Source organism: Paraburkholderia susongensis, assembly GCF_900177725.1.
GTDB lineage: Bacteria > Pseudomonadota > Gammaproteobacteria > Burkholderiales > Burkholderiaceae > Paraburkholderia > Paraburkholderia susongensis.
Genome location: NZ_FXAT01000008.1, coordinates 149,792 through 172,965 on the forward strand (window position 1 = coordinate 149,792; position 23,174 = coordinate 172,965).

16 protein-coding genes and 1 pseudogene are annotated in these 23,174 nt (G+C 63.0%); 5 read left to right on the plus strand and 12 right to left on the minus strand.

What is annotated here, in order from left to right; translation table 11 throughout:
* Positions 1-27: 27 nt before the first annotated feature.
* Positions 28-1,071: a rod shape-determining protein gene (locus tag B9Z01_RS23110; RefSeq protein ID WP_085487311.1), complete on the minus strand. Its 1,044-nt coding sequence runs from the start codon at positions 1,069-1,071 to the stop codon at positions 28-30.
* Positions 1,072-1,497: 426 nt separating this feature from the next.
* On the opposite strand from B9Z01_RS23110, the gene B9Z01_RS23115 reads away from it, so the two are divergent.
* A complete protein-coding gene (locus B9Z01_RS23115; RefSeq protein WP_085487313.1) occupies positions 1,498-2,913 on the plus strand; it encodes a trypsin-like peptidase domain-containing protein in 1,416 nt (471 codons plus the stop codon).
* A gap of 64 nt (positions 2,914-2,977) precedes the next feature.
* On the opposite strand, the gene B9Z01_RS23120 is transcribed toward B9Z01_RS23115, so the two are convergent.
* The 8 genes from B9Z01_RS23120 to B9Z01_RS23155 form a co-directional block, all read right to left on the minus strand.
* Complete coding sequence (locus B9Z01_RS23120) at positions 2,978-4,531, minus strand: efflux transporter outer membrane subunit (RefSeq protein WP_244196133.1); 1,554 nt, start codon at positions 4,529-4,531, stop codon at positions 2,978-2,980.
* Entirely contained in the window at positions 4,524-7,724 is a 3,201-nt protein-coding gene (locus B9Z01_RS23125) for a multidrug efflux RND transporter permease subunit (RefSeq protein ID WP_085487317.1), read from the minus strand. The genes B9Z01_RS23120 and B9Z01_RS23125 overlap by 8 nt, the downstream gene beginning before the upstream one ends.
* An 11-nt stretch (positions 7,725-7,735) precedes the next feature.
* Positions 7,736-8,935: an efflux RND transporter periplasmic adaptor subunit gene (locus B9Z01_RS23130; protein WP_085487319.1), complete on the minus strand. Its 1,200-nt coding sequence runs from the start codon at positions 8,933-8,935 to the stop codon at positions 7,736-7,738.
* A 534-nt stretch (positions 8,936-9,469) separates the two neighbouring features.
* Positions 9,470-10,366, minus strand: a complete 897-nt coding sequence (locus B9Z01_RS23135; protein WP_085487321.1) for an amino acid ABC transporter permease — start codon at positions 10,364-10,366, stop codon at positions 9,470-9,472.
* Positions 10,363-11,016: an amino acid ABC transporter permease gene (locus B9Z01_RS23140; protein WP_085487323.1), complete on the minus strand. Its 654-nt coding sequence runs from the start codon at positions 11,014-11,016 to the stop codon at positions 10,363-10,365. The genes B9Z01_RS23135 and B9Z01_RS23140 overlap by 4 nt, the downstream gene beginning before the upstream one ends.
* 32 nt (positions 11,017-11,048) lie before the next feature.
* A complete protein-coding gene (locus tag B9Z01_RS23145; RefSeq protein WP_085487325.1) occupies positions 11,049-11,921 on the minus strand; it encodes a glutamate ABC transporter substrate-binding protein in 873 nt (290 codons plus the stop codon).
* Between the two features lie 80 nt (positions 11,922-12,001).
* A complete protein-coding gene (locus tag B9Z01_RS23150) occupies positions 12,002-12,763 on the minus strand; it encodes an amino acid ABC transporter ATP-binding protein (protein WP_085487521.1) in 762 nt (253 codons plus the stop codon).
* Positions 12,764-12,773: 10 nt separating this feature from the next.
* Complete coding sequence (locus B9Z01_RS23155) at positions 12,774-13,793, minus strand: asparaginase (protein ID WP_085487327.1); 1,020 nt, start codon at positions 13,791-13,793, stop codon at positions 12,774-12,776.
* A 104-nt stretch (positions 13,794-13,897) separates the two neighbouring features.
* Here B9Z01_RS23155 and B9Z01_RS23160 point away from each other — a divergent pair, with 104 nt between their 5' ends.
* On the plus strand, positions 13,898-14,875 hold the full coding sequence (locus tag B9Z01_RS23160; RefSeq protein ID WP_085487329.1) for a LysR family transcriptional regulator: 978 nt from the start codon (positions 13,898-13,900) through the stop codon (positions 14,873-14,875).
* 177 nt (positions 14,876-15,052) lie between these two features.
* On the opposite strand, the gene B9Z01_RS23165 is transcribed toward B9Z01_RS23160, so the two are convergent.
* Together B9Z01_RS23165 and B9Z01_RS23170 are read right to left on the minus strand one after the other, a co-directional pair.
* Positions 15,053-16,519, minus strand: a complete 1,467-nt coding sequence (locus B9Z01_RS23165) for an amino acid permease (RefSeq protein WP_085487331.1) — start codon at positions 16,517-16,519, stop codon at positions 15,053-15,055.
* Between the two features lie 361 nt (positions 16,520-16,880).
* Positions 16,881-17,816 carry a hypothetical protein gene (locus B9Z01_RS23170; RefSeq protein WP_244196134.1) on the minus strand — a complete coding sequence of 312 codons (936 nt, stop codon included), beginning with the start codon at positions 17,814-17,816 and terminating at the stop codon, positions 16,881-16,883.
* A 90-nt stretch (positions 17,817-17,906) separates the two neighbouring features.
* Between B9Z01_RS23170 and B9Z01_RS35910 the strand changes: the two are divergent.
* Positions 17,907-18,029 (plus strand): annotated as a pseudogene (locus B9Z01_RS35910) (IS6 family transposase); the annotation flags it as partial.
* Positions 18,030-18,070: 41 nt separating this feature from the next.
* Here the strand turns inward: B9Z01_RS35910 and B9Z01_RS23175 are convergent.
* Positions 18,071-18,268, minus strand: coding sequence for a hypothetical protein (locus B9Z01_RS23175; RefSeq protein WP_085487335.1), 198 nt, complete (start codon positions 18,266-18,268; stop codon positions 18,071-18,073).
* Here B9Z01_RS23175 and B9Z01_RS23180 point away from each other — a divergent pair.
* Complete coding sequence (locus B9Z01_RS23180; RefSeq protein WP_244196135.1) at positions 18,267-21,323, plus strand: sensor histidine kinase; 3,057 nt, start codon at positions 18,267-18,269, stop codon at positions 21,321-21,323. The two genes, B9Z01_RS23175 and B9Z01_RS23180, sit on opposite strands and share 2 nt — an antisense overlap.
* A gap of 839 nt (positions 21,324-22,162) precedes the next feature.
* A complete protein-coding gene (locus B9Z01_RS23185; RefSeq protein WP_085487337.1) occupies positions 22,163-22,894 on the plus strand; it encodes a response regulator in 732 nt (243 codons plus the stop codon).
* The last annotated feature ends 280 nt before the right edge of the window (positions 22,895-23,174 follow it).

The window sequence follows — 23,174 nt, forward strand, 5'->3', positions numbered from 1 at the left end:
GCTTTCAGATGCGTACGCACGTGCGCATTACTCATAGGAAAACGAACTGCCGAATTTTTCGATCCGCTCGAGCGCCATGCCCGAGCCGCGCACGACGCAGGTCAACGGCGCCTCGGCGACGAACACCGGCAGCCCGGTTTCTTCCGCGAGCAGGCGGTCCAGATCACGCAGCAGCGCGCCGCCGCCCGCGAGCACGATGCCGCGCTCGGCGATATCGGCGCCGAGTTCGGGCGGCGTTTGCTCCAGCGCAATCTTCACCGCCGACACGATCTGGTTCAGCGGGTCAGTCAGCGCTTCGAGAATCTCGTTGCTCGACACCGTGAAGCTGCGCGGAATGCCCTCGGACATGTTGCGGCCTTTCACTTCCATCTCCATGACTTCGGAGCCCGGGAACGCGGAGCCGATTTCCTTCTTGATCGCCTCGGCGGTTTGCTCGCCGATCAGCATGCCGTAGTTGCGGCGGATGTAGTTGACGATCGCATCGTCGAACTTGTCACCGCCGACGCGCACCGAGCCTTTGTAAACGATGCCGCCGAGCGAGATCACGCCGACTTCGGTCGTGCCGCCGCCGATGTCGACGACCATCGAGCCCGTTGCTTCCGAAACCGGCAGCCCCGCGCCGGTCGCGGCGGCCATCGGCTCCTCGATCAGATAGACCTGCGAGGCGCCCGCGCTATGCGCCGCCTCCTTGATCGCGCGGCGCTCGACCTGGGTCGAACCGCAAGGCACGCAGATGATGATGCGCGGCGACGGCGCAAAGAGCCGCGACTCGTGCGCCATCTGGATGAAGCGCTTGATCATCTGCTGGGTGATGTTGAAATCGGCGATCACGCCGTCTTTCATCGGGCGGATCGCCTCGATGTTGCCCGGCACCTTGCCGAGCATCTGCTTCGCTTCGCGACCGACGGCGAGGATGATCTTCTTGCCGTTCGGCCCGCCTTCCTGGCGGATCGACACGACCGACGGTTCGTCGAGCACGATGCCCTTGCCGCGCATGTAGATGAGCGTGTTCGACGTGCCGAGGTCGATGGCGAGGTCGTTGGAAAAGTAGCCGCGCAGAAAACCGAACATGCGTATTCCTGTCAAGGGGATCGGGCGCGCGAGCGCCGCCGGGATGCTGTCGGGGTCTGCCGCTTGCTGGCGGCGGGCGGCCGGATCGGGCCGCGCGAGTGGAAGAATAGCAGTTTCGGCCAGCGCGGCGGCATCCTGTGGCCTTCGCGCGGTCCATCTGCGGCCTCTGTACAACATTTGCGACGATTGCCGCGTTCGCCGTGCCTGCCGGGCCTCCGCGAGCCCGTGCGAAAACGGGGGGCGATTCTCGTGCGGGTGGCGCGCGAAGCGGCGCCTGCCGCGCCGAAAGCGGGTGCAACGCACGAATGCCCCTGTAAATCAGGGTTTGCGCGAGCTTTCTGATCGCTCACCATCTTTAAGCCTGCTTTAAGTGGAGGCCACTACATTACGCATCCACCACGTAACCCATCGCAACCATCCCCCACTATGACCACCAGAAAATATTGGCGCGGCAGCGCTGCAGTCTGCGTTGTACTCGCGATCGGCGGCGCGTACGTGCTCAGCCATCGCAATGCCGATGCGTCCGTCAGCGATGCGCACGGCCCGGTGTCTTTGCTGCACGCGGCGTCGGATATCGTCGGTTCGCGCTCGTCTGCGCCGGATTTCTCCGGCATCGTGTCGCGCTATAGCCCGGCGGTTGTGCATATCGGCGTGAAAGAAGCCGCGTCCATCGACGAAAACGGCGAACGCAAGAGCGGCGGCGAAGCGCTCGGCTCGGGCTTCATCATCAGCCCGGATGGGTACATTCTGACGAACAATCACGTCGTCGACGGCGCGAGCAGCGTGAGCGTGAAGCTCACCGATGGCCGCGAATTCCACGCCCGCGTGATCGGCAAGGACAAGACCACCGACGTCGCGGTCGTGAAGATCGACGCGACGAATCTGCCGACCGTGAAGATCGGTAATCCCGACAACAGCAAGGTCGGCGAATGGGTGGTGGCGATCGGTTCGCCATACGGCTTCGACAGCACGGTGACCTCGGGCATCATCAGCGCGAAATCGCGCTCGTTCTCCGACGACAGCCCGATCCCGTTCATCCAGACCGACGTGCCGGTTAATCCGGGTAACTCGGGTGGTCCGCTGTTCAATCTGAACGGCGAAGTCATCGGCATCAACTCGATGATCTATTCGCGCACCGGCGGCTTCCAGGGCCTGTCGTTCGCGATTCCGATCGACGCGGCCATGCACGTCAAGGATCAGCTCGTCGCCACCGGTCACGTGACCCGTGGCCGCATCGGCGTGGGCGTGCAGCCGGTCAGCGCGGAGCAGGCGAAGAAGCTCGGCCTCGACTCGGCGGGCGGCGCGCTGGTCGGCTCGGTCGATCCGAGCGGCCCCGCGCAGGCGGCCGGTCTGCGTCAGGGCGACGTGATCGTCGGCGTGAACGGCAAGCGGATCAACAACACGACCGAGCTGATCGGCCAGGTGGCGCAACTGTCGCCGGGCGCCGAGGCAACGCTCAACGTGTGGCGCAATGGCGGTGAACGCAAGCTGTCGATCACGGTGGGCACGCAGTCGTCCGAGATGGCGTCCGCTGCGCCGCGCGAGCAACTGCAACAGCAGCCGCAGCAGCAGAGCCGTCCGCGTCTCGGCGTGGCCGTACGTCCGCTGACCGAAGACGAGCAGCAGGAAGCGTCGCTGCCGGGTGGCGTGGTCGTGCAGCAAGTCACCGGTCCGGCCGCCGAAGCGGGTATCCAGGCGGGCGACATCATCGTTGCGGTCGACGGCAAGGTGATTCACGGTGTCGCGCAACTGAAGCGCATCATTACCCAGGCCGACGACAGCGTCTCCATCACCGTCGTGCGCGACGGTGAACAAGCGTCGGTCGACGTGACGCTCGGCTGATGAGTTTGACCCGCCGGCGCAATGCCGGCGGCTGGCACGACGCGAAGTAAAGGTGCGTCGTGCCTCAATTGGGCGGGTGGGCTCCGTTCGCTTGCGACGTGTTTTGCGAGGTATCTTGCTGCATGTCGTGCGGCGCATCGGGTCCACCGCCCAGCGCAACATAGAGCGACACCCCATTCTGCAACGCCGTCGCACGCAACTGGATAAGCTGCTGCTCGGCCGCGAAGAGACTGCGTCGCGCATCCACTACCTCGAGATAGATCGAGATCCCATTCTGATAGCGCAGCTCCGCCGTTTCGGCGAGCTGCTGTTGCGCTTCCACGGCCTGCTCCTGCGCCGCAATCTGTTCCTTGTAGCGTTGCCGTCCGATCAATGCATCGGACACCTCACGAAACGCGTTCTGCACGGTGCGCTGATAATCGGCGACCAGTTCATCGCGCCGCGCGCGCGCCTGCGATAGCTGCGCCTGACGCTGCCCCGCATCGAAGATCGGCATGCCGACCAGCGCGCCGACCGACCACGCCTGCATGCCGGGCACGAACAGGTTGCCCAGTTCAGGCGACACGTAACCGAAGTTGCCGGTGAGCGCAATGCGCGGGAAGAAGTCCGCGCGCGCCGCGCCGATATCGGCGTCGGCCGCGCGCAACTGCTGCTCGGCCTGCTGGATGTCCGGCCGGTTGACGAGCAGCGCGGACGGCAGCCCCGGGTCCAGGTCGCCGAACTGCGCGGTGTCGGCAATGGGCGACGCATGCGGCAGCGTATCGCTGAGCGGTCCGCCGACCAGCACCTCGAGCAGATTGCGCTGCTGTGCCGTGGTCCGTTGCAACTCCGCGAGCTGCGTCTTCGCCTGCGTGACGAGCACCGCAGCCTGCTCGTAATCGACCATCGACGTGACACCCGCGTCGAGCCGCAGCTTCGCGACATCGAGCGCGTAGCGGCGCGTTGCGAGCGTACGCTGCGAGAGCTCGATGCCTTCCTCGCCCGAACGGATCGCGTAATAGTTCGCCGCGACATTGCCGATCAGCGACAGGCGGAACGCGCGCTGCGCCTCGACGCTCGCGAGATAGCGGCGGCGGGCCGCTTCGCTCATGTTGCGCACGCGTCCCCAGAAGTCGAGCTCGAACGACGTGACCGCCGCCTGCACGTTGTACTGGTTGAATTTGATCGAGGTGTCGGTGTTGTCGAACTCGGGGTCGATCGAGCCGAGCGGCGCCTTCGTGCGCGTCGCGCCCGCGTTCACGTTCACTTGCGGCAAGCGCGCGGCGTTCTGGATCCGGTAGAAGGCGCGCGCCTGTTCGATGCGCGCCATCGACGCTGCGAGATCGCGGTTGTGCTGCAATGCCGTTTCGATCAGCAGCTTCAGTTGCGGATCGGCGAAGAAGGTCTGCCAGTCGATTTCGCTGGCGAGACGCGCAGTGGTCGGATTGGCGGACTCCGTCATGTCGAAATGATCGGCGATGGGCAGATCGGGCTGCTGGTACTTCGGCGCGAAATTGCAGGCGGCGAGCGAGCAGCAGAGCAGGGGCAACAGCAGATGCTTATGCAGGCCCCCGGGCGGGCTCTTACGCAGGCTCTCATGCAGACGCTTAGGTAGGCTCGTAGGCAGGCTCTTATGCATCGCGCTGTCCTCCGCCCAGGTCTCCCGCCCCCGGTGTGGGCGTCGGCAGATCGTCATCGTCGAGATCGATGCTGCGCTTCTTGCGGCTCAACCAGCGCCGCGCGGCCACATAGAACAGTGGCGTAAAGAAGACGCCGAATAGCGTCGCGGTCAACATACTGCCCATCACGCCCGTGCCGACCGCGCGCCGGCTCGCCGCACCCGCGCCGGTCGCGAGCACGAGCGGCAGCATGCCGAGCACGAACGTGACGCTCGTCATCAGGATCGGGCGCAGGCGCTGCTGCGCGCCATTCTTCGCGGCCGTTATCGCGTCCTTGCCCTCGGATTCCTCCTTGATCGCGAACTCGACGATCAGAATCGCGTTCTTCGCCGCGAGCCCGATGATCGTCACGAGCCCGATGTTGAAGTACACGTCCGCGGAAAGGCCGCGCAACAGCGTGAGCAGCACCGCGCCGATCACGCCGAACGGAATGATGAGCAGCACCGCGACCGGAATCGCCCAGCTTTCATAAAGCGCCGCGAGCAGCAGGAACACGACGACGAGCGAGAGCCCCAGCAGCATGCCGATCTGCCCGCTCGCCTGCTTTTCCTCGAACGCGGTGCCGGTCCACTCGTACGTGAGGTTGCCGGTCAGCACGTGCGATGCGATGCGCTCCATCTCGGCGATCGCCGCGCCGCTCGAGCGGCCGGGCGCGGCCTGGCCCGACAGCGTCGCGGACGGAAAGCCGTTATAGCGTTCGAGCTGCTGCGGCCCGGAGATCCAGCGCACCCGCGTGAACGCCGAGAACGGCACCATTTCGCCGCGGTCGTTGCGCAGACGCAGCGCGCTCACGTCCTCGGCGCGCATGCGCTGTTGGGCATCCGCCTGCAGCAGCACGCGCAGCACGTTGCCCTCGAACACGAAGTCGTTCACGTAGTTCGAGCCGAACGTGAGCGCAAGCGCCTGGTTGACCTGACCGATCTGCAGACCGAGCGCGCGCGCCTTCACGCGATCGATATCGACGTAGAGCTGCGGTGCCTCGGGCATGCCCTCGGCGCGCACGCCCGCGAGCACGGGGCTTTGCGACGCTTCGATCATGATGCGCCGCGCGGCCTGCTGCAGCGCTTCGCCGCCGACGCCGCTGCGGTCCTGGATCTTCATCGTGAAGCCCGTGGCGTTGCCGAGCGATGGAATCGGCGGCGGGTCGAGCGCAAAGATGATCGCTTCGGGAATCTGCCGGAACGCGGCATTCGCGCGGCGCACGAGCGCGCTCGCCGAGTTCGCTTCGCCGGAGCGCTCGCTCCAGGGCTTCAGATCGACGAACGACAACGCCGCCGACTGCCCCTGACCGAAGAAACTGAAGCCGGTCACCGAAGCCACGTTGCGCACCTGCGGTTGTTGCCGCAGAAACGCCTCGACCTGGTCGATCGCACGCTGCGTGCGCTGTTCGGTGGAACCCGGCGCGCCGGTGTAGGTGATGAAGATGTGCCCCTGATCTTCGGTCGGCAGAAAGCCGGTTGGCAAGCGTACGAAGAAATACGCGGTGATGACGCAGGCCGCGATGAAAACCAGCAGCCAGCGCAGCGGCGAGCGCAGCATCGCGTCGACGCCGCCAATATAGCGGTCGGTGCCCGCGTTGAGCCCGCGATTGAAGCCGTCGAACACACGATGCATCAAGCGCGCGGCCGCGTTTTTGGGCGGAGCATTAGCGGTTTCGCTGCGCAGCATGGCCGCGCACAACGCTGCGCCGAGCGTGAGCGCGAGCAGTGTCGAGAGCGTGATCGATACGGCCAGCGTGACCGAGAACTGCCGGTAGATGCCGCCCGTCGAGCCGGGGAAGAACGCCATCGGAATGAACACGGCGACGAGCACCAGCGTACTCGCGATCGCCGCGCCAGAAATCTGGCCGATTGCCTTCACGGTTGCGCGCGGCGCGTTGAGTCCTTCCTCGCGCATGATGCGCGCGACGTTCTCGACGACCACGATCGCATCGTCGTTGAGGATACCGATCGCGACCACCATGCCGAACAGCGACAGGATGTTGATCGACAGGCCGAACAGATAGAGGCCGGCGCAGGTGCCGATCAGCGCGATCGGCACGACGATCGTCGGAATCACGGTAGCGCGCCAGTCCTGCAGGAACAGGAACACGACGACCGTCACGAGCAGCAGCGCCTCGACCATCGTTTGCATCACGCCGTGCACGGACGTCGTGATGAACGGCGTGGTGTCGAACGGCACGGTCCAAGTCACGCCGCGCGGAAAGGTCGGCTGCAGTTCGGTCATGCGCTGGCGCACCGCGTTGGCGACGGCGAGCGCATTCGCGCCGCTCGCGAGCTGGATCGCGATGCCGGCCGATGCCTTGCCGTTCACGGTCAGGCGGTTGCCGTAGCTGTCGTTGCCGAGTTCGACGCGCGCGACGTCGCCTACGCGCACGGTCGAGCCGTCCGGGTTGGCGCGCACGATGATCTCGCGGAACTGCTCGGGCGTCGAGAAGCGGCTTTGCGTGACGACCTGCGCGGTGAATTCGGAGCCCGGCGCGATCGGCTGGTCGCCGAGACCGCCGCCCGCGGTCTGGCTGTTCTGCTCCTGGATCGCCTGCAGCACCTCGCTCGCCGAGAGGCCGAAGCCCGCGAGCTTGCGCGGATCGAGCCAGATCCGCATCGCGTACGAGGAGCCGAAGAGCTGCACGTCGCCGACGCCGTCGATGCGGCGCAGCTCGTTGAGGATGTTGTTCGACGCGAAGTTGCCCATCGCGACCGCGTTCGTGGTGCCGTCGGTCGCCTGCAGCGCGAGCAGCATCAGAAAGCCGGACGATGCCTTGGTCACGCTCACGCCGACCTGCCGGACCTCGAGCGGCAGACGCGGCTCGACCCGGCTCAGGCGGTCCTGCACCTGGGTGCGCGCGATGTCGAGATTGGTGCCGGGCTTGAGCACCACGGTGATCTGCATGGTGCCGTTGGAGCGGCTGACCGACGACATGTAGAGAAAATTCTCGATGCCGTTCATCTCGTCTTCGATGATCGAGGTGACGGAGCGCTCGAGCGTGCGCGCGTCGGCGCCGCTAAAGACCGCGGTGATGCTCAGCGACGGCGGCGCGACATCGGGATACTGTTCGACCGGCAGGAGCGCGACCGCGATCCCGCCGAACAGCACCGTGAAGAGGGCGATGACCCACGCGAAGACAGGACGGGCGACGAAGAATCGATTCATCGGCGGGCCCGTCAGTGCGCGGTCGAAGCGGCGACAGCGGGGCTCGCGGCCGACGGCGCATCAGTCACGGGCCGCGCCTCGACGCGCTGGCCCGGCTGCACCTTCTGCCAGCCGTCGACGATCAGGCGCTCGCCGGGCTTCAGCCCATCGCGCACGGTCCAGCGGCCTTCGCCCTGCTCGCCGAGATCGATGTTGCGGCGGACCACGGTGCCGTCGTCGGCGACGAGCGCGACGCTCGCCACGCCGTTATCGAGCTGCACCGCGCGCTCGGGAATGCGGATACCGCGCAGATTGCCCCCCGCGATGATGCGCCCGCGCACGAACTGCCCGGGCAGCAGCGTACGGTCCGGATTGGCGAACCGTGCTCGCACGGTTTGCGTGCCGGTGGACGGATCGACGACGAGATCGGTGAAGTCGAGAAAACCGCGCTCGTTGTAGACCTGGCCGTTGGCGAGGATCAGTTGCACCTCGACATGCTTCATGTCGAGCGGCTGGCGCGTGCCCGACTGGATCTGCTGCTCGACGTCGAGCAGCGCGGTGTTCGACTGCGTGAAGACTGCGTTGATCGGCGTGAGCTGGTTGACCTGGGTGAGCAGCGTGGCCGCGCCCGCGCTCACGAGCGCGCCTTCGGTGACGAGCGCGCGGCCCGCGCGGCCGGCGATCGGCGTGCGCACGGTGCAGCGGTCGAGCCGCAATTGCGCGAGCGATACGGCCGCCTGAGCATCGGCGACATTGGCCTGGGCTTGCTGCATGGTCGCGAGCGCGGCGTCATATTCCTGGGCGCTCACCGCATGACGGCCGACGAGCGGCCTGAAGCGGTCGACGACCGAGGCCGCGTTGTCGCGCACGGCGGTCGCACGCGCGAGTGCGGCGTGCGCCTGCTGCAATTGCGCGCGATAGTCGCTTGGGTCGATCTGAAACAGCGGCGCGTTGGCCGGCAAGTCCGTGCCTTCCTGATAGAGCGTGCGCTGAACGATACCGTCGACCCGGGCACGAATCTCCGCGGTGCGCACGGCCTCGATACGGCCGGGCAATTCGACGACGTCGGCCACGGGCGTGGTCGAGACCGTTTCGACGAGGACCGGAACCGGGGGCATCGATGCGGCGGTGGGCGCTTCCTGCCGGTTGTTGCACGCGGCAAGCAGGAACGGCAAACCAGTGATCAGAAGCAGTACGGCATGACTACGCAGACGGGATGCTGAGCAGAGCAAGAGAAACTCCTTGGTGAAGGCACTCTTTTTTGCGCGTGAAATCGATTACGGTTTAACGGCCTTTTGGTTTGCGGCGTCAGTCACTGTCAGTCACTATTAAACCGACGGGCGCGGCAATACCCGGAAAAGATTTCCGTTGATCCTACAGCGTCTGGATGACTTGTCAATTTATTTTGGGCACCGCGAGTGGAATAAACTCACGGCGAACGGGGGGTGGGTTTCAGGCTATAGAGGGTGGGCCGTCAGCGTGAGTATGGGCGGCTCAATTAAAGGCATGCGCAATCTACTGAATCCGGCATATTGCCGCCCGGAAACACGTCGACGATATTTCCGCGTGGGTTTAGACCGGGAAGATAAGGTAAGGAAGCCGCCGCCAATAACGGATACAACGACAAAATCCATGCTATTCAAAAGCTTTGTGACAAAGTTTTCATTTCACTTTGACGATTCCGTACGAGCGCAATGCGCTACTCCGAGCGAGACCAATTACGGCAATGCAAAGATCAATAAAATCGGAGCGCTTTGAAACGGTCCTCACTCCCGTGAGTTCGCTCCCGCAACAGAAGCCGGCACCTCACCGGGCAGGTCGGCCGCCGCGCCATCGGCGCGCTTCGCCACACTCCTTGCCACAGCCCGCCCTTGCCGCCGCAACACCCATCGCTTCAGATAAAGCAGCGCCGCGCTCACGAGCCCATACATCATCGTGACGATGAACGCGGCCTGCAGCAGCGATTGCGGCGCATAGCTCGACACATCCTGCGACCGGTGCAGCAGTTCGTCGTACGGGATCACATAGCCGAGCGACGTGTCCTGCACGATCGCGAGCACCGAGCTGATCAGCGCCGGCAGCATGGCGCGCAGCGCCTGCGGCAGCACCACGTGCAGCATCGCTTGCGACGGCCGCATGCCGAGCGCGAGCGCCGCCTCGCGTTGTCCGCGCGGCAGCGACAGGATGCCCGCGCGCACCACCTCGGCGGTGAGCGCCGAGTGATGCAGCGCCATCGCAAACACGAGAAAGCCGAGCGCCGGCCAGTCGAAGCCGAGCGAGGGCAGCTCGATCACCATGAAGAGGATCAGCAACAACAGCGGAATCGCGCGGAAAAACTCGATGTACGCGCCGGCGAGCCGGCTGACGAGCGGCCGCGTCGACAGCCGCCACAGCGCGAGCGGCAACGCGAGCGCGAACGCGGCGAGCGCCGAGCACGCCGCCGCCATGAGCGTCGAGACGAGCCCGTCGAACAGAAACTTCGCGGTGCCCCAATGCAGGAAGATCGCCCACTTGTCGGCGTCGAACTGGCCACTCGTTTCGAGGCGCATGCCGATCGCGACGAGCAGCCAGCACACGGCCAGCGCGCTCACGATCGAAAAGATGCGCTGCCGTTTGCGCCCGAGCGGCCCCGGCGGTTCGTACAGCGTGTGAGAGCGGTTCATCGCGCCACCGCCATTTTCTGTTCGAGCCGCCGCATCAGCAGGCCGAGCGGAATCGTGAGCGCCATATAGGCGAGCATGGCGCTCGCGAAAGTCGGCACGGCCTGCGCGGTCTCGAAGTTGATGCGCTGCGCCGTATACGTGATGTCGAACACGCCGATCGCCGCCGCGATCGACGACGCCTTGATCTGATTCACGAACAGATTGCCGAGCGGTGGAATGACCGTGCGCATCGCCTGCGGAATCACGACGTTCGAGAGCACCTGGTCAAAGCGCATGCCGATGCTGCGCGCCGCTTCGACCTGGCCGGAGGGCACCGCGTTGACGCCCGCCCTGAGCACCTCGGCGACCCACGCCGCGGTGTAGAAGCCGAGCACGAGCACCGAGGACGCGGTCAGCGAGTACATGAACCCGAGCTTCGGCAGGCCGAACACGAAGAGCAGCAACAGCGCGAGCAGCGGCGTCATGCGCATGATCTCGACGTAGGTCGCGGCGAACCAGCGCAACGGCGCGAGCGGGCACACGGCCATCACGGTCAGGGCGATGCCGAGCACGAATGCCATCGCGAACGACAGCGCGGTCAGCTCGATCGTGACGCCCATCGCCTCGATGAAGCGCCACGCGAACGGCAGCAGGGGAAGCAGAAAGTCCATGGATAGGCGGGTCGATCAGCGTCAACGAAGGATCAGCGTTCGATCGCCGGCACCTGCGGTTTGCCGAGCGTGCCTTCGAGGTTCTTCGCGTAGAGCTTGTTCCAGGTGCCGTCCTTGATCGATTGCTCGAGCTGCGCGTCGATCCATTGCCGGAACACCGCGTCGTCCTTCGCGACGCCCATGCCGTACGGCTCCTGCGTGAACGGCTTGCCGACGATGCGGAACTTGTTCGGCTGACGCAGCGATTCGCCCGCGAGCGTCGCGCCGTCGTCGACGTAGGCGTCGAAGCGGCCATCGGCGACGCCTTCGACGCACGCGGCCGTGTCGTTGAACGTGACGAACTTCGCCTGCGGCGCGAATTTCTTCACGTTGTCCTCGACGGTCGTGCCGTTCAGCACGCAGGCGGTCTTGCCGTTCAGATCGGTCACCCCGTGAATCGAGGTGTCGGAGCGCTTGGTCAGGATGTCCTGCCCGGCGATGTAGTACGGACCCGCGAAGCCGATTACCTTCTTGCGCGCGTCGTTGATCGTCAGCGTCGAGATCACGACGTCGACGCGGCCGTTCTGCACGAACGGCAGACGGTTTTCAGTGGTGGTCTTGACCCATTCGACGTTGTCCTCGGAACCGGTCAGCTTCTTCGCGAGCAGACGCGCGAGATCGCCTTCGAAGCCCTCGGTCTGGCCCGTCATCGGATTGCGCACCGAGAACATCAGCGTATTGAGCGAGGTGCCCACCACGAGTTTGCCTTTCTTCTGGATCTTCGCCATCGTCGAATCGGCCGGGAAGGTTTCCGCGTGGGCCGGCAGGGCAGTCGCGAGGAACGTACCGGCAACGCACGAAGCCACGACCGCAATCGATTTCAAACTCGCTTTCAGATTCGCTTTCAGATTCGCTTTCGAGCGCATGTTGGTATCTCCTCTGTTATACGTGACAGTGACAGGCGTGACAGTGACAGGCTGGCCCTGTCGGGTCGATCGACAAAAAATCAGTGCTCCAGAATCCTGGAAAGAAAATCGCGCGCCCGCTCCGAGCGCGGCGCGCTAAAAAATGCGTCGGGCTCGGCGATTTCGACGATGCGTCCGCCGTCCATGAAAACGATGCGGTCCGCCGCCTGGCGCGCGAAGCCCATTTCGTGCGTGACGACGACCATCGTCATGCCGCTTTGCGCGAGTTCGAGCATCACGGCGAGCACTTCGCTGACCATCTCCGGGTCGAGCGCGGATGTGGGTTCGTCGAACAGCATCACCTTCGGCTGCATCGCAAGCGCGCGGGCGAGGGCGACGCGCTGCTGCTGGCCGCCGGACAGTTCCGCGGGCACCGCGTCGGCCTTGTGCGCGAGACCGACGCGCGCGAGCAGGCGCCGCGCGAGCGCTTCGGCTTCGCCGCGCGATTGGCGCAACACCTTGCGCGGCCCCATCGCGACGTTCTGCAACACCGTGCGATGCGAGAACAGGTTGAACGACTGGAACACCATGCCGATCTGCGAGCGCATCGCGGCGAGCGCGCGGCCTTCTTCGGGCAGGCGGGCGCCCGCGAGCAGAATCTCGCCGGAGTCGATCGTCTCGAGCCGGTTGATACAGCGGCACAGCGTCGACTTGCCCGAGCCCGATGGCCCGATCACGACGACGACTTCGCCGGGCGCGACATCGAGGTCGACGTCGAACAGCACCTGCTGCGCGCCGAACGACTTGTTCACGCCGCGCAGCGACACGAGCGCCGCGGCGCGGCCGAGCGCGCTGTCGTTCATGCCCATAGGTTCATGCCCATGTCAGTTGCAGTGTGGCCTCGAGTTGCCCCACCGCCGTGCCGCGCACGTTGCGCAGCACCGGGTTGGCCCATTTCGCGAGCGGCGTGCCTTCGGTTTCGAGCGGCAGACCGAGCTGTTGCAGCACCGCGATCGTGGTCGCGTAGACCGCGCTGAAGTCGCCGTCGGCCATCTTCACCGCGATGCCGATGCCGCGGCTGCGCACGCCGACGGTGTGCACGCCGTCGGCGCCGACCTTCGCGACCCAGTCGCCGTTCGACGCGTTGGCGAGCGCGAGATCGCAGCGGCCCGTGCCCGACACCATTTTCGGATGCGCTGTCATCGCCGCGAAGATGCGCGCGAGCGCCGCGTCGCTCGCCGCGCCGGCGCCCGATGCGCCGGTGGCGAGCTTGCCCCACATCGTCGCGAGGCGCGACAGCGGCATACCGATGTTCGGCGCGCTGCAGCCGTCGATGCCGAACCAGAGTTCCGAAGCGGGCACATCGGCGAGCCGTGCGACTTCGCGGCCGATCTCCTGCTGCAATTCGTGGTCGCGTTCGAGGTAGCTCGCGCGCGCATAGCCGTGCATGCAGCAATAGCCGAGAAAGCCGGTGTGCTTGCCCGAGCAGTTGTGATGACGCTGGTCGAACACGCTGCCGCGCGGCGGCAGATTGTCTTCGCCATAGCAGTCAGGCATGTGCACGCCGCAGCGCAGGTCGGATTCGGCCATGCCGATTTTCGCGAGCATCGCGGTCACTGCATCGACGTGGATATCCTCGCCGCCGTGGCTCGCGCAGGTCAGCGCGAGTTCGGCGTCGGTGAAGCCGAAATGCTCCGGGCCGCCATCGCGCACGAAGGGCAGGGCCTGAAACGGCTTCAGCGTCGAGCGGGAAAACACCCACGCGTGCGGATCGCCCGCATGGGCCAGCAGCGCGCCGGAAGCATCGACCACGGCGACTGATCCCCAGTGGATCCGCTCCACATGGGCGTTACGGGTGGCGATGACGAGCGGGACGTGCGAAGGGAGGGTCATTGCATGCTTTTCGGGTAGATCAGACAAAGGCGAGTTTAATTATTGCAAAAAAAAGCATTTGGCCGTAATTTCGAAAATGGTTTTGCACTGGACGCAACACAGACATGCCCTCAAAAAATGCAAAAGAGGCCGGCCTCGACCATCTGAGCGCGATGCGCGCGCTGGTGCGGATCGTCGAACTCGGTAGTTTCTCGGCGGCCGCGCGTGAGTTGAAGGTGGCGACCTCGACGATCGCGCGCAAGATCACGGCGCTCGAGGCGATGCTCGGCGTGCCGCTGCTGCATCGCTCGACGCATCATGTGGCGTTGACCGAGGCCGGCAGCCTGTATCACGCGCGCGCGGTGTCGATGATCGCGGACCTCGACGACACGCTGCGCGTGGTCGCGGAACTGGACGCCGCGCCGAGCGGCCCGCTCAAGCTGACCGCGCCGGTCGCGTTCGGGCGGCGCTACCTCGCGCCGCTCGTGGCGCCGTTCCTCGAGCTTTATCCCGCCGTGCAGCTCGATCTGCGTCTGACCGACAACCACAACGACATGGTGATGGGCGGCTTCGATCTCGACATCCACGAAGGCGAGAACTATCTCGACAACCTGATCGTGCAGCCGATCTCGCGCAACGACAGCATCTTGTGCGCCGCGCCTTCCTATCTCGCGCGACGCGGCCGGCCGCGCACACCGGCCGATCTCGCGCAGCACAACTGCCTGCGCTATCTGCATCCGGAAGGCGATCCGCGCTGGCATCTGACGAACGGCGAGGGTGTGAAGTCGATTCTGCCGTCGGGCAACCTGCAGTCCGATCACTCGGAACTGCTGCTCGAGACGACGCGCGCGGGGCTCGGCATTGCCGAGTTCGAGATCTGGCTGATTCGCGATCTGCTCGTGAGCGGCGAGCTCGAAGTCGTGTTGCCCGACTACCGGCTCGAAAACGCGCTGACGGGGCGGCAGATCTATATGGCCTATCTGCCGAACCGGCGTTTCTCGACGAAGGTGCGCGTGCTGCGCGAGTTCATGGCGCAGCGATTGACGGGGATCGGGGAGTTGCCGGACCGCAGTCTGTTGCCTTGTCTGGCCGATGAGCTTTGAGCTGCGCCTGCTTCCCGGCTGTAGCCGTCGCACTTGCGCACACGGAGGTCGTCCTCTTGTACGAGGGCATCAGGGTCACCGGTAGTGATTGCAAATTTCGGTGGACGATCGATGCCGCAAGAGGCAAAGGGGAAGGGCGGTGGGGGGCTTCGTCAATCGCCCAGCCCCCCCGATAATTCACACCTTGCGCCGCTCCGGATGCCGCAGCGTCGAATGATTGCGCCCGTACGACAGATAAATGACCATCCCGATCACGAGCCATACGACGAGCCGCAACCACGTGACGAGCGGCAAGCCCGCCATCAGCAGCAGACAGAACAGGATGCCGAGCACCGGCACCACCGGCACGCCGGGTACGCGGAACGGGCGCATCGCGTCGGAATCGCTGCGACGCAGATAGATCACCGCGCCGCATACAAGGATGAACGCGAACAGCGTGCCGATGCTGACCATCTCGCCGAGCACGCCGATCGGCGTCAACGCGGCGACGACCGCGACGACCGTGCCGATCAGCATCTGGCTCAGATGCGGAGTCTGAAGACGCGGATGCACGCGAGCGAACAGCGACGGCAGCAAACCGTCCTGTGACATCGTGAAGAAGATGCGGCTCTGCCCATAGAGCAGCACGAGAATCACGGTGGTCAGTCCCGTCAGCGCGCCGATCTTGATCAGGATGGCGAACCAGTTCAGGCCGATCGCGTCGACGCCCCTGGCGATCGGATCGGGGACGTTCAACTCCGTGTAGGGCACGAGCCCGGTGAGCACGCCCGCGACGAGGATGTACAGCACCGTGCAGATGATCAGCGAACCGAGAATGCCGATCGGCATGTCCCGCTGCGGCTTTCGCGCTTCCTGCGCGGCGGTGGACACCGCATCGAAACCGATGAACGCGAAGAACACCACGGCCGAGCCGCGCAGAATGCCGCTCATGCCGAAGTTGCCGAACTGGCCGGTATTGGCCGGGATGAACGGATGCCAGTTTTCCGGCTTGATGAAAAACACCCCGATCGCGATGAACGCAACCACCACGACCAGCTTGACGGCGACCATCACGTTGTTGAGTCGTGCGGACTCTTTCGTGCCGAGCACGAGCATGGTCGTCAGAATCGCGATGATGAGCACCGCCGGCAGATTGATGAGACCGGTGATCGTCGAGCCGTCGGCGAGCTTGACGACGGTGCCGGGCGCGGCTGCGAGGGCAGGCGGAATCTCGATGCCCACGTTGTGCAGCAGACTCACGATATAGCCCGACCATCCAACCGCGACGGTCGCCGCGCCCATCGCATACTCGAGGATCAGGTCCCAGCCGATGATCCACGCGAAGATCTCGCCGAGCGTCGCATACGTGTAGGTGTAGCTGCTGCCGCACACGGGCAGCATGGCCGCGAGTTCCGAGTAGCACAGCCCGACGAACGCGCACGCGATGCCGCCCAGCACGAACGACAACGTGATGCTCGGGCCTGCGAACTGCGCCGCGGCCGTGCCGGTCAGCACGAAGATGCCCGCGCCGATGATCGCGCCGATGCCCATCGCCGTGATGCTGGCGGCGCCGAGCGTTTTCGACAGCGCGTGGCCTCCTTCCGCATCCGCACTTCCGACGATATCGGCAACGGTTTTCCGTGCCATGTAACTCGTATCGGCCATGATGAGTCGTCCCGTTCAAGTGGTGATTGGGCACGAACCGGTTCGGCTTGTGTCGGCTCGCGAAGCACGGCAAACAACACCCGTTGCCCCGGACCGGCAACGGCAAAGCGCAAGAGCGCCTGGCGGAAGAAGACTGGGTTCAGTGTAGGCCGGATTAAAAGCAAAGGGAAATATCCGGCCGATTTTATCGACAGCGAAGAGACGTTGAGCATGCCTGCTCGCATCGCATCGGATGCGCCGCGAGGCACGGGATTCGCGGACTGCGATCGCAAGGGTTCCTATCGATTAAGAAAGGAACTGCGATGTGCGCTTGCGGAATCCATCGGGAAAGGATGGTGCTTGCGGCCCTGTCATGCCGGGATCAGCGGATGCGCCCGCGGCGCAGCACCGCGCTCAAACCCAGCGAGTGGCCTGGGTCGTAGTAGTGAATCAGCAAGGTGCGGCGTTGACCGTCCTGCACGTCGAAATTCGCATGCTGAAGCGCGAAGCCGTTGAACTCATAGACGCTGCCGACCTGCACCGGGATGCGCTTGCAGTTGCCGGTGCGCAGGTCGTGGAGTGTGTGCCAGTTGCGGCAGGCGAACGGCAGGCTGCGCAGCAGGCCGTGACGTATCTTGCAGATCACGTTGGTGAGCGTCGAGACCGACAGGCGCGGGTTCCGGTACATCACAAGGTCGCCGTTGTGGACACCGTCCGGGGCCAGTTGCAGCGGAATCAGCAGCGTGAGCAAATGTGAATCGTAATGACGGCAGTGACTTTCCGCGAGCGTCGAGGGGCTCGCACAGCGCAGCACGTGGAAAGGCTCTGCCGGCAGCTCCGTCTGACCGGCCTTCGCCGCCAGCGCGCGCGCGTTCGCGCAGATCGTCTGCTCGAGCCTGCGGAACGCTTCGCCGCGACGCAATATCTCGGCGATCATCGCGCCGGACTGCGAGCGCCGCGGCACATTGCCAAACGAACGATTGATAGCCTCGTTGACTTCGGCGATCGTCTGTAAAGGAATCACGTCGTGAAAAGACTTCAAAGCGACACCTTTGTCGATTCGAATCCGTTTCACCCCGGTATGGCCTTGCATGTCTGTCAGAGATTGCATGGCGATGTAATTCCAATAGACCTGAGAGTTTCTCTGCCGTAGTTTGGCGGGAGTTTTGCGCGGCTGTTTGAATATTAATTTGCCTGTGCGGGTTTTGTCTGGAGTTTGGCGAAAGCTAGATAGGTTCTCGGTTTGCGAAGATATGCGGTAGCGTTGAATTGCGTCAATTCCGTGAGGTTCGGGAAAAACTGGGGCGCGATTCAGCAAGGGAAAGCAGGTTGAAAGTCTCGGAGGTGGGGTTCGTGAAAGGGGACACCGGCTACTAACTTGCCGACGGCGGTCAAAACGCCTTGCGTCAAGAACTCCCGGTACGCGCGCATCATCCTTGCCGGCATCGAGACCATACACATGATCCGCAAGGGGCAGATGCGCAATGGGGATAACGACGGCGATGGCAAATCCTCAGCAGAGCAATTCTAACCATTGGTCACAAAAAGCATTCCTAATCAAACTGTGAACTGTTATTTCGCCGCATCAGCGAACGCCTGCTGACGCACAAGCTTGTGTCGCAGCAAGGCGAAGGCCTGATGGTCACCAACCTGCTGAACCTGCGGAACGCCTCCGGCAAACCGGTGAAATGCATACCGCGACAGAACGGTGAGAATGGCCTTATTATGCTGAAAGCCTTTCCCATTTTTCTCTGGATGCAAGGCAATCATGCCATCGCAGATCAGGAAACTCAAAGAGCACGACGGCGCGCTTAGGGCACCCACAAGCGAGCCAGGAGATCACGAACCCAGTGTTCTGAGCCGCTATCAGCGCACGTTTCTCTACAGCGCAGGCGTCGCGATTTCGTTGATCATCGTGCTGCTCACCGGCGTTATGCTGTACTCGATAGTCAACGACTACATCGAGTATCGCTACACCGACTTCGCCGTCCGGAGAACGCGCCTGCAACAGGAGTTTCTCGAAGGCGAAACCCTGTTACGAACCTTTGTCATGCACGGGGAAGAGATCTGGGATGCGAGCGCCGGCGCGCCAGACTGGCTTGTCGACAGGTTTGTCACGCAACATGGACGTATCGTTCTGCAGCAGAGCCGGAGGTTCGACGCGGTGATGCTATTGGGCGATATTACACAGCCGTCGCCCGACGCGGAAGTTGCCCGGTATCTGACGCTTGCCAACCAGTTGAACTACCGCCTTGGCGCCTTCGCCAAGGTGCAGCCTGCTGGTGCGTCGGCATATGCATATACGCCTGATCATCGGCTCATTTTCATCTTTCCGGCCCCAAAGGTTGGCGACCCGCTCACATCGAATGGTGTGGATAGTGTCGACAAGCTCGTGGACCGCATCGCGCCCGACGTTGGCGATCTGGCAGACCCGGTGGTTGAGGCCAGACTGTTTGCCAACCGCGATCCAGTGTGGTTCCCGCCGGCTGCGGATCCGTTCGGCGGGGAGCGCGCGTTCAGATTGGTACTGCCCGCGTTTGCGAAAGGAAAGCCATTTCTCGTCGTCGTTCGCAACGTGCCCGTGAGTTTGCTGCTGGAAGGCATCGCCGCGACACGTCATGCCGAAGCCTCAATGATCGTCGATTCCGCAGACAAGGTGATCCTCCTTAGCACTGGTCCGACGGGCGGCGGCCGTGGGCTGGCAGACCGGGTTCTCAGTACGGAATCGCACGCCACGCAGTCCACGAGAGTGGTTCGCCAGTATCTGAGGGGTCTCTTCATTGCCAGTGGACCAGTGACGAGCGCGGGCTGGAAGCTCGTCTACGCGTTTACGTGGCGCACGATTATGGTCGAACTTTGGCCGCGCCTTGTGGGATACACGGCGGCGATGCTGCTCGTGACAGTTTTCCTGTGGACACTCCTGCTCCTGCTCGATCACAGGATATTCACTCCGGGCTATGTGCGCTCACAGCGGGTTTTCGAAAGCGAGAACCTGAACCGCACCATGGTCGCGGCGGCGCCGTCGGGATTCGCACTGCTATCGTTCGATCGCGGCGACGTGCTGCTGCAGAACGATTTGATGCGAACCTTCGAGTCGAACACACACCCGAATGAGCGGCCGTTGCATGTCCAGTTGCATGACCTCTACGACGGCTCCAAAGAGGCGCCCGCGTGGCAGTCCGATCTCGAGTTGCCTCTCAGACTGAAGGACGATCGCGTCGACGACCTGTTGGTGAGTCTGGTTCGAACGAAGTACCAGGGGCATGACGTGCTGCTATGCAGCTTCTCCGACATCACGTCCCTCAAGAACACCGAACGAAAACTCAATGAAGCGCGTGCTGCAGCCGATGCGGCCAATCAGGCGAAGTCGGCTTTTCTGGCCATGATGAGCCACGAAATACGCACGCCGCTCAATGCGATTCTGGGTAATCTCGAACTGCTCGGCCGTTCGCCGTTGTCGCCGTCACAGAGCGAGCGGTTGCAGGTCATCACCTCGTCGTCCACCGCGCTGCTTGGCATCATTAACGACATTCTCGACTTCTCGAAGGTCGAGTCCGGCCAGATGACCCTCGAGACCATCCGCTTTGATCTCGGCGACACCATCCGTCAGGTCGCTGCGATGTTTGCTCCGATGGCGCGTGAGAAGGGGCTCGAATTCGAGTGCTTCATCGACGACTCGCTCGCGCCGCACTACCTTGGCGACCCGACGAAGGTCAGGCAGATCGCGGTCAACCTGGTTAGCAATGCTATCAAGTTCACGAGCACCGGCGAAGTGCTGCTCGAGGTATACCCCAAGGACGATACTGCCGATGACTCGCCGGTCATGATCGGCGTGATCGACACCGGTATCGGGATGACACCTGCCCAACAGGCGACGCTGTTTCATGCGTTCACCCAGGCGGATTCGACGATCACCCGGCGCTATGGCGGAACCGGCCTTGGACTGGCGCTGTGCTGGCGTCTCGCAGAGCTGATGGGTGGCACGATTCTGGTCAGAAGCGAGCCCAATAGGGGAAGCACCTTCGTTGTGACGCTGCCGATCCGGGCTGACACAGGCGCGCCGGCTGATCACGCCGGCGAAGAGCCTGTCAGGCCGGAGTCTGTGCTGAGCGACGCACAAGCGGTTCACGTCCTGGTCGTCGACGATCAGGTGTCGAACCGTGAACTGATCGTGGCGCAACTCGCTACGCTTGGATACGAAGCAGATATGGCCGACAGCGGAAGCGCGGCGCTGCGGTGCTTTAGCGAGCGGCACTATGACGCGGTCATGACCGATCTCAATATGCCAGGGATGGACGGCTACACCCTGGCGCAATGCCTGCGGGCCCAGAAGGCAATTGTGCCGATCATCGCGATTACCGCCCATGCCGCAGCGGAGGAGCGCGCGCGATGTGAGAGCGCTGGAATCGACACGGTCCTGCTCAAGCCGGTTCTGCTCGACACAATCGATCAGACCCTGCGGCGGCTGGTCAACGAGGCTGGCAGGCGTCCCGTTAGCAGCGTGTCCACGAGACAGGACATTGCGCAGGGTCCGTTGCCCGAGCGTGTGTATGTTGCGCTGAACCGCGCGCTCGGCGAATCGCTGGCGACGCTGCACGAGGCACTCGATTCGGGCGACATGAAAACGATGCTTGATCACCTTCACTCGGTGCGTGGCTCATTCGCGATGATCCACGAGACGGAGATGGCGAGCGCCTGCGAGCGGATGGAGCAGCTCGCCAGAAGCAACGACACCACCGGGTTGAGCGAGGCGTTGGCCCGTTTCGAGCCGCTTGCCTGGACAGCGCTCGCGAAGCGGGCGACAGATGCGCAGATCGATACGTGACTGCGGTAATCGCGGGCCAGGCGACGGCTGGATGAAGACGTGTAGCTAGTCAGCACGGCGATGCCGTCAGGCTCGCTCTTCCTGGATGATTTTCCGTCTGCTCTCACTCGAATGAAAACATTTCTAAAAATAGGACTTGACCTATTTCAATGGAAAGAGATATGAAAATCAGCTGGATTTATGATCGAAAAATATAGGATTAGGCTTATTTGTCAATTTCTTACGATTTTCTAGGACTTTGCCTATTACCGACGGGATGCCGCATGAATAGAATCTGCCTCGCGTCGTCGATACAAGAAAGATGACATTAGGAGTGCGACACGATGAGGTGTGGTTCTGCCCCGATTCTGGCTGCGCATCCCGGAGCGATGGTATCAGGATGGGCTGTGAGGCACGGCTAAGGCGAGCATTTCTGTCAGATATCCCGATCATGGTTTCACATATATGCCGCGCAGTGCGGATTGACGCGAGCGCTCGCGATGCCGTTGGCGAGTACTGAAAGGGGTATCGCGCGGGCGTTCGAACGGGGCATCTTGTGAGGTCGGTATTGGCTCGGGCCAAACGTAATCGTACTTGCGATTCATCTACCTTGCGACTTACGGCAACTGTCTGAACCTGCCCTTGGTGATGATGCGTAGTGCGGTGAGCTTCCAGTGAGGTGACGGAGTTGTGGCGACCTGTGGCGCTTAGCGTCCGTATCGTGACGTCGGCGCTCATTCCGGAGTATGTCCATCCCAGGGCCGGTTGCGGTTTTGAAGGCGATCTTGATGGCTGGAGTGGCCCGCTGTTGATTGGACTATCCGAATAATTCCAGCCGCATCCTTCTATGGACATCAACCATGAACTCATTCACGGTCCGCGTAGTTCTCGCTGACGACCATCCTGTGATTCTCGATGGCGTGCGTCATGGCCTGGAGAAGAGCCGCACGATCTCTGTGATCGACACTGTGCAAAACTCGACAGCACTTATCGCAACGCTGGACCATCTTCCCTGCGATGTGCTGGTGTCAGACTATGTGATGCCCGGAGGCGACTATGGTGACGGCCTGGCGCTTTTCTCGTTAATTAGCCAGCGTTATCCGAATCTCAAGGTCGTTGTGTTGAGCATGTTGGCGAGTCCGGCGGTCGTGCGTTCGCTATTGGATATGGGGATTCATTGCATTCTGAGCAAAGCTGATTCGGTCGACCATCTGGCGCTGGCCGTTCATAGCGCATACTCGAATGGTCGTTATCTGTCACCGCGCATGGCGGCAATTGCCGCATCGATCAAACGCGGCGTCCGCGGCAGCGCGGCCGGTTCCCCGCTAACGAAGCGGGAACTAGAAGTGGTACGTTTTTTTGTGTCTGGAATGTCGGTCACGGAAATTGCCATGCTACTGCATCGCAGTAAAAAGACGATCAGTGCGCAAAAAACCACGGCAATGGTCAAACTGGGCATCGCGCGGGACGCCGATCTGGTCCGTTACGGAATCGAGAGCGGACTGGTGTCATCCACTATATCCCTAAATAATTTAACGGTTGCGATGGAAGAAAAAATTGCGCCACAGCAGAGCGGCATTTTATGTATCTAAGTTTTCCGCAGCGTAAAAAAGATGTCGCGTGAATGGGAGGGACATACCCATTATCTGTAGAGAAGTAGCTGACACGAATATCGCCACCGTTACGGGTCATATGCCGCGATAAATTGCTGTTTTCTGGCCGACGCACTGGGATTCGCTGCTGAACGTCTACTGGGGCGGATCGACCATTAGCTTTCCGTCACATAGGGCAGCCGATCGACTACCCAGTCGATGCCGAGTTTTCGATCGTTCAGGATTTTGCGCACTGATCATCTTCTTGCTGCGCCTCAGT

Bases quoted from the DNA above. Each gene is read 5' to 3' on its own strand.
- B9Z01_RS23110 (WP_085487311.1), bottom strand. From the start codon at position 1,071: ATGTTCGGTTTTCTGCGCGGCTACTTTTCCAACGACCTCGCCATCGAC.
- B9Z01_RS23115 (WP_085487313.1), top strand. From the start codon at position 1,498: ATGACCACCAGAAAATATTGGCGCGGCAGCGCTGCAGTCTGCGTTGTA.
- B9Z01_RS23120 (WP_244196133.1), bottom strand. From the start codon at position 4,531: ATGCATAAGAGCCTGCCTACGAGCCTACCTAAGCGTCTGCATGAGAGC.
- B9Z01_RS23125 (WP_085487317.1), bottom strand. From the start codon at position 7,724: ATGAATCGATTCTTCGTCGCCCGTCCTGTCTTCGCGTGGGTCATCGCC.
- B9Z01_RS23135 (WP_085487321.1), bottom strand. From the start codon at position 10,366: ATGAACCGCTCTCACACGCTGTACGAACCGCCGGGGCCGCTCGGGCGC.
- B9Z01_RS23140 (WP_085487323.1), bottom strand. From the start codon at position 11,016: ATGGACTTTCTGCTTCCCCTGCTGCCGTTCGCGTGGCGCTTCATCGAG.
- B9Z01_RS23145 (WP_085487325.1), bottom strand. From the start codon at position 11,921: ATGCGCTCGAAAGCGAATCTGAAAGCGAATCTGAAAGCGAGTTTGAAA.
- B9Z01_RS23150 (WP_085487521.1), bottom strand. From the start codon at position 12,763: ATGAACGACAGCGCGCTCGGCCGCGCCGCGGCGCTCGTGTCGCTGCGC.
- B9Z01_RS23155 (WP_085487327.1), bottom strand. From the start codon at position 13,793: ATGACCCTCCCTTCGCACGTCCCGCTCGTCATCGCCACCCGTAACGCC.
- B9Z01_RS23160 (WP_085487329.1), top strand. From the start codon at position 13,898: ATGCCCTCAAAAAATGCAAAAGAGGCCGGCCTCGACCATCTGAGCGCG.
- B9Z01_RS23165 (WP_085487331.1), bottom strand. From the start codon at position 16,519: ATGGCCGATACGAGTTACATGGCACGGAAAACCGTTGCCGATATCGTC.
- B9Z01_RS23180 (WP_244196135.1), top strand. From the start codon at position 18,267: ATGCCATCGCAGATCAGGAAACTCAAAGAGCACGACGGCGCGCTTAGG.
- B9Z01_RS23175 (WP_085487335.1), bottom strand. From the start codon at position 18,268: ATGATTGCCTTGCATCCAGAGAAAAATGGGAAAGGCTTTCAGCATAAT.
- B9Z01_RS23185 (WP_085487337.1), top strand. From the start codon at position 22,163: ATGAACTCATTCACGGTCCGCGTAGTTCTCGCTGACGACCATCCTGTG.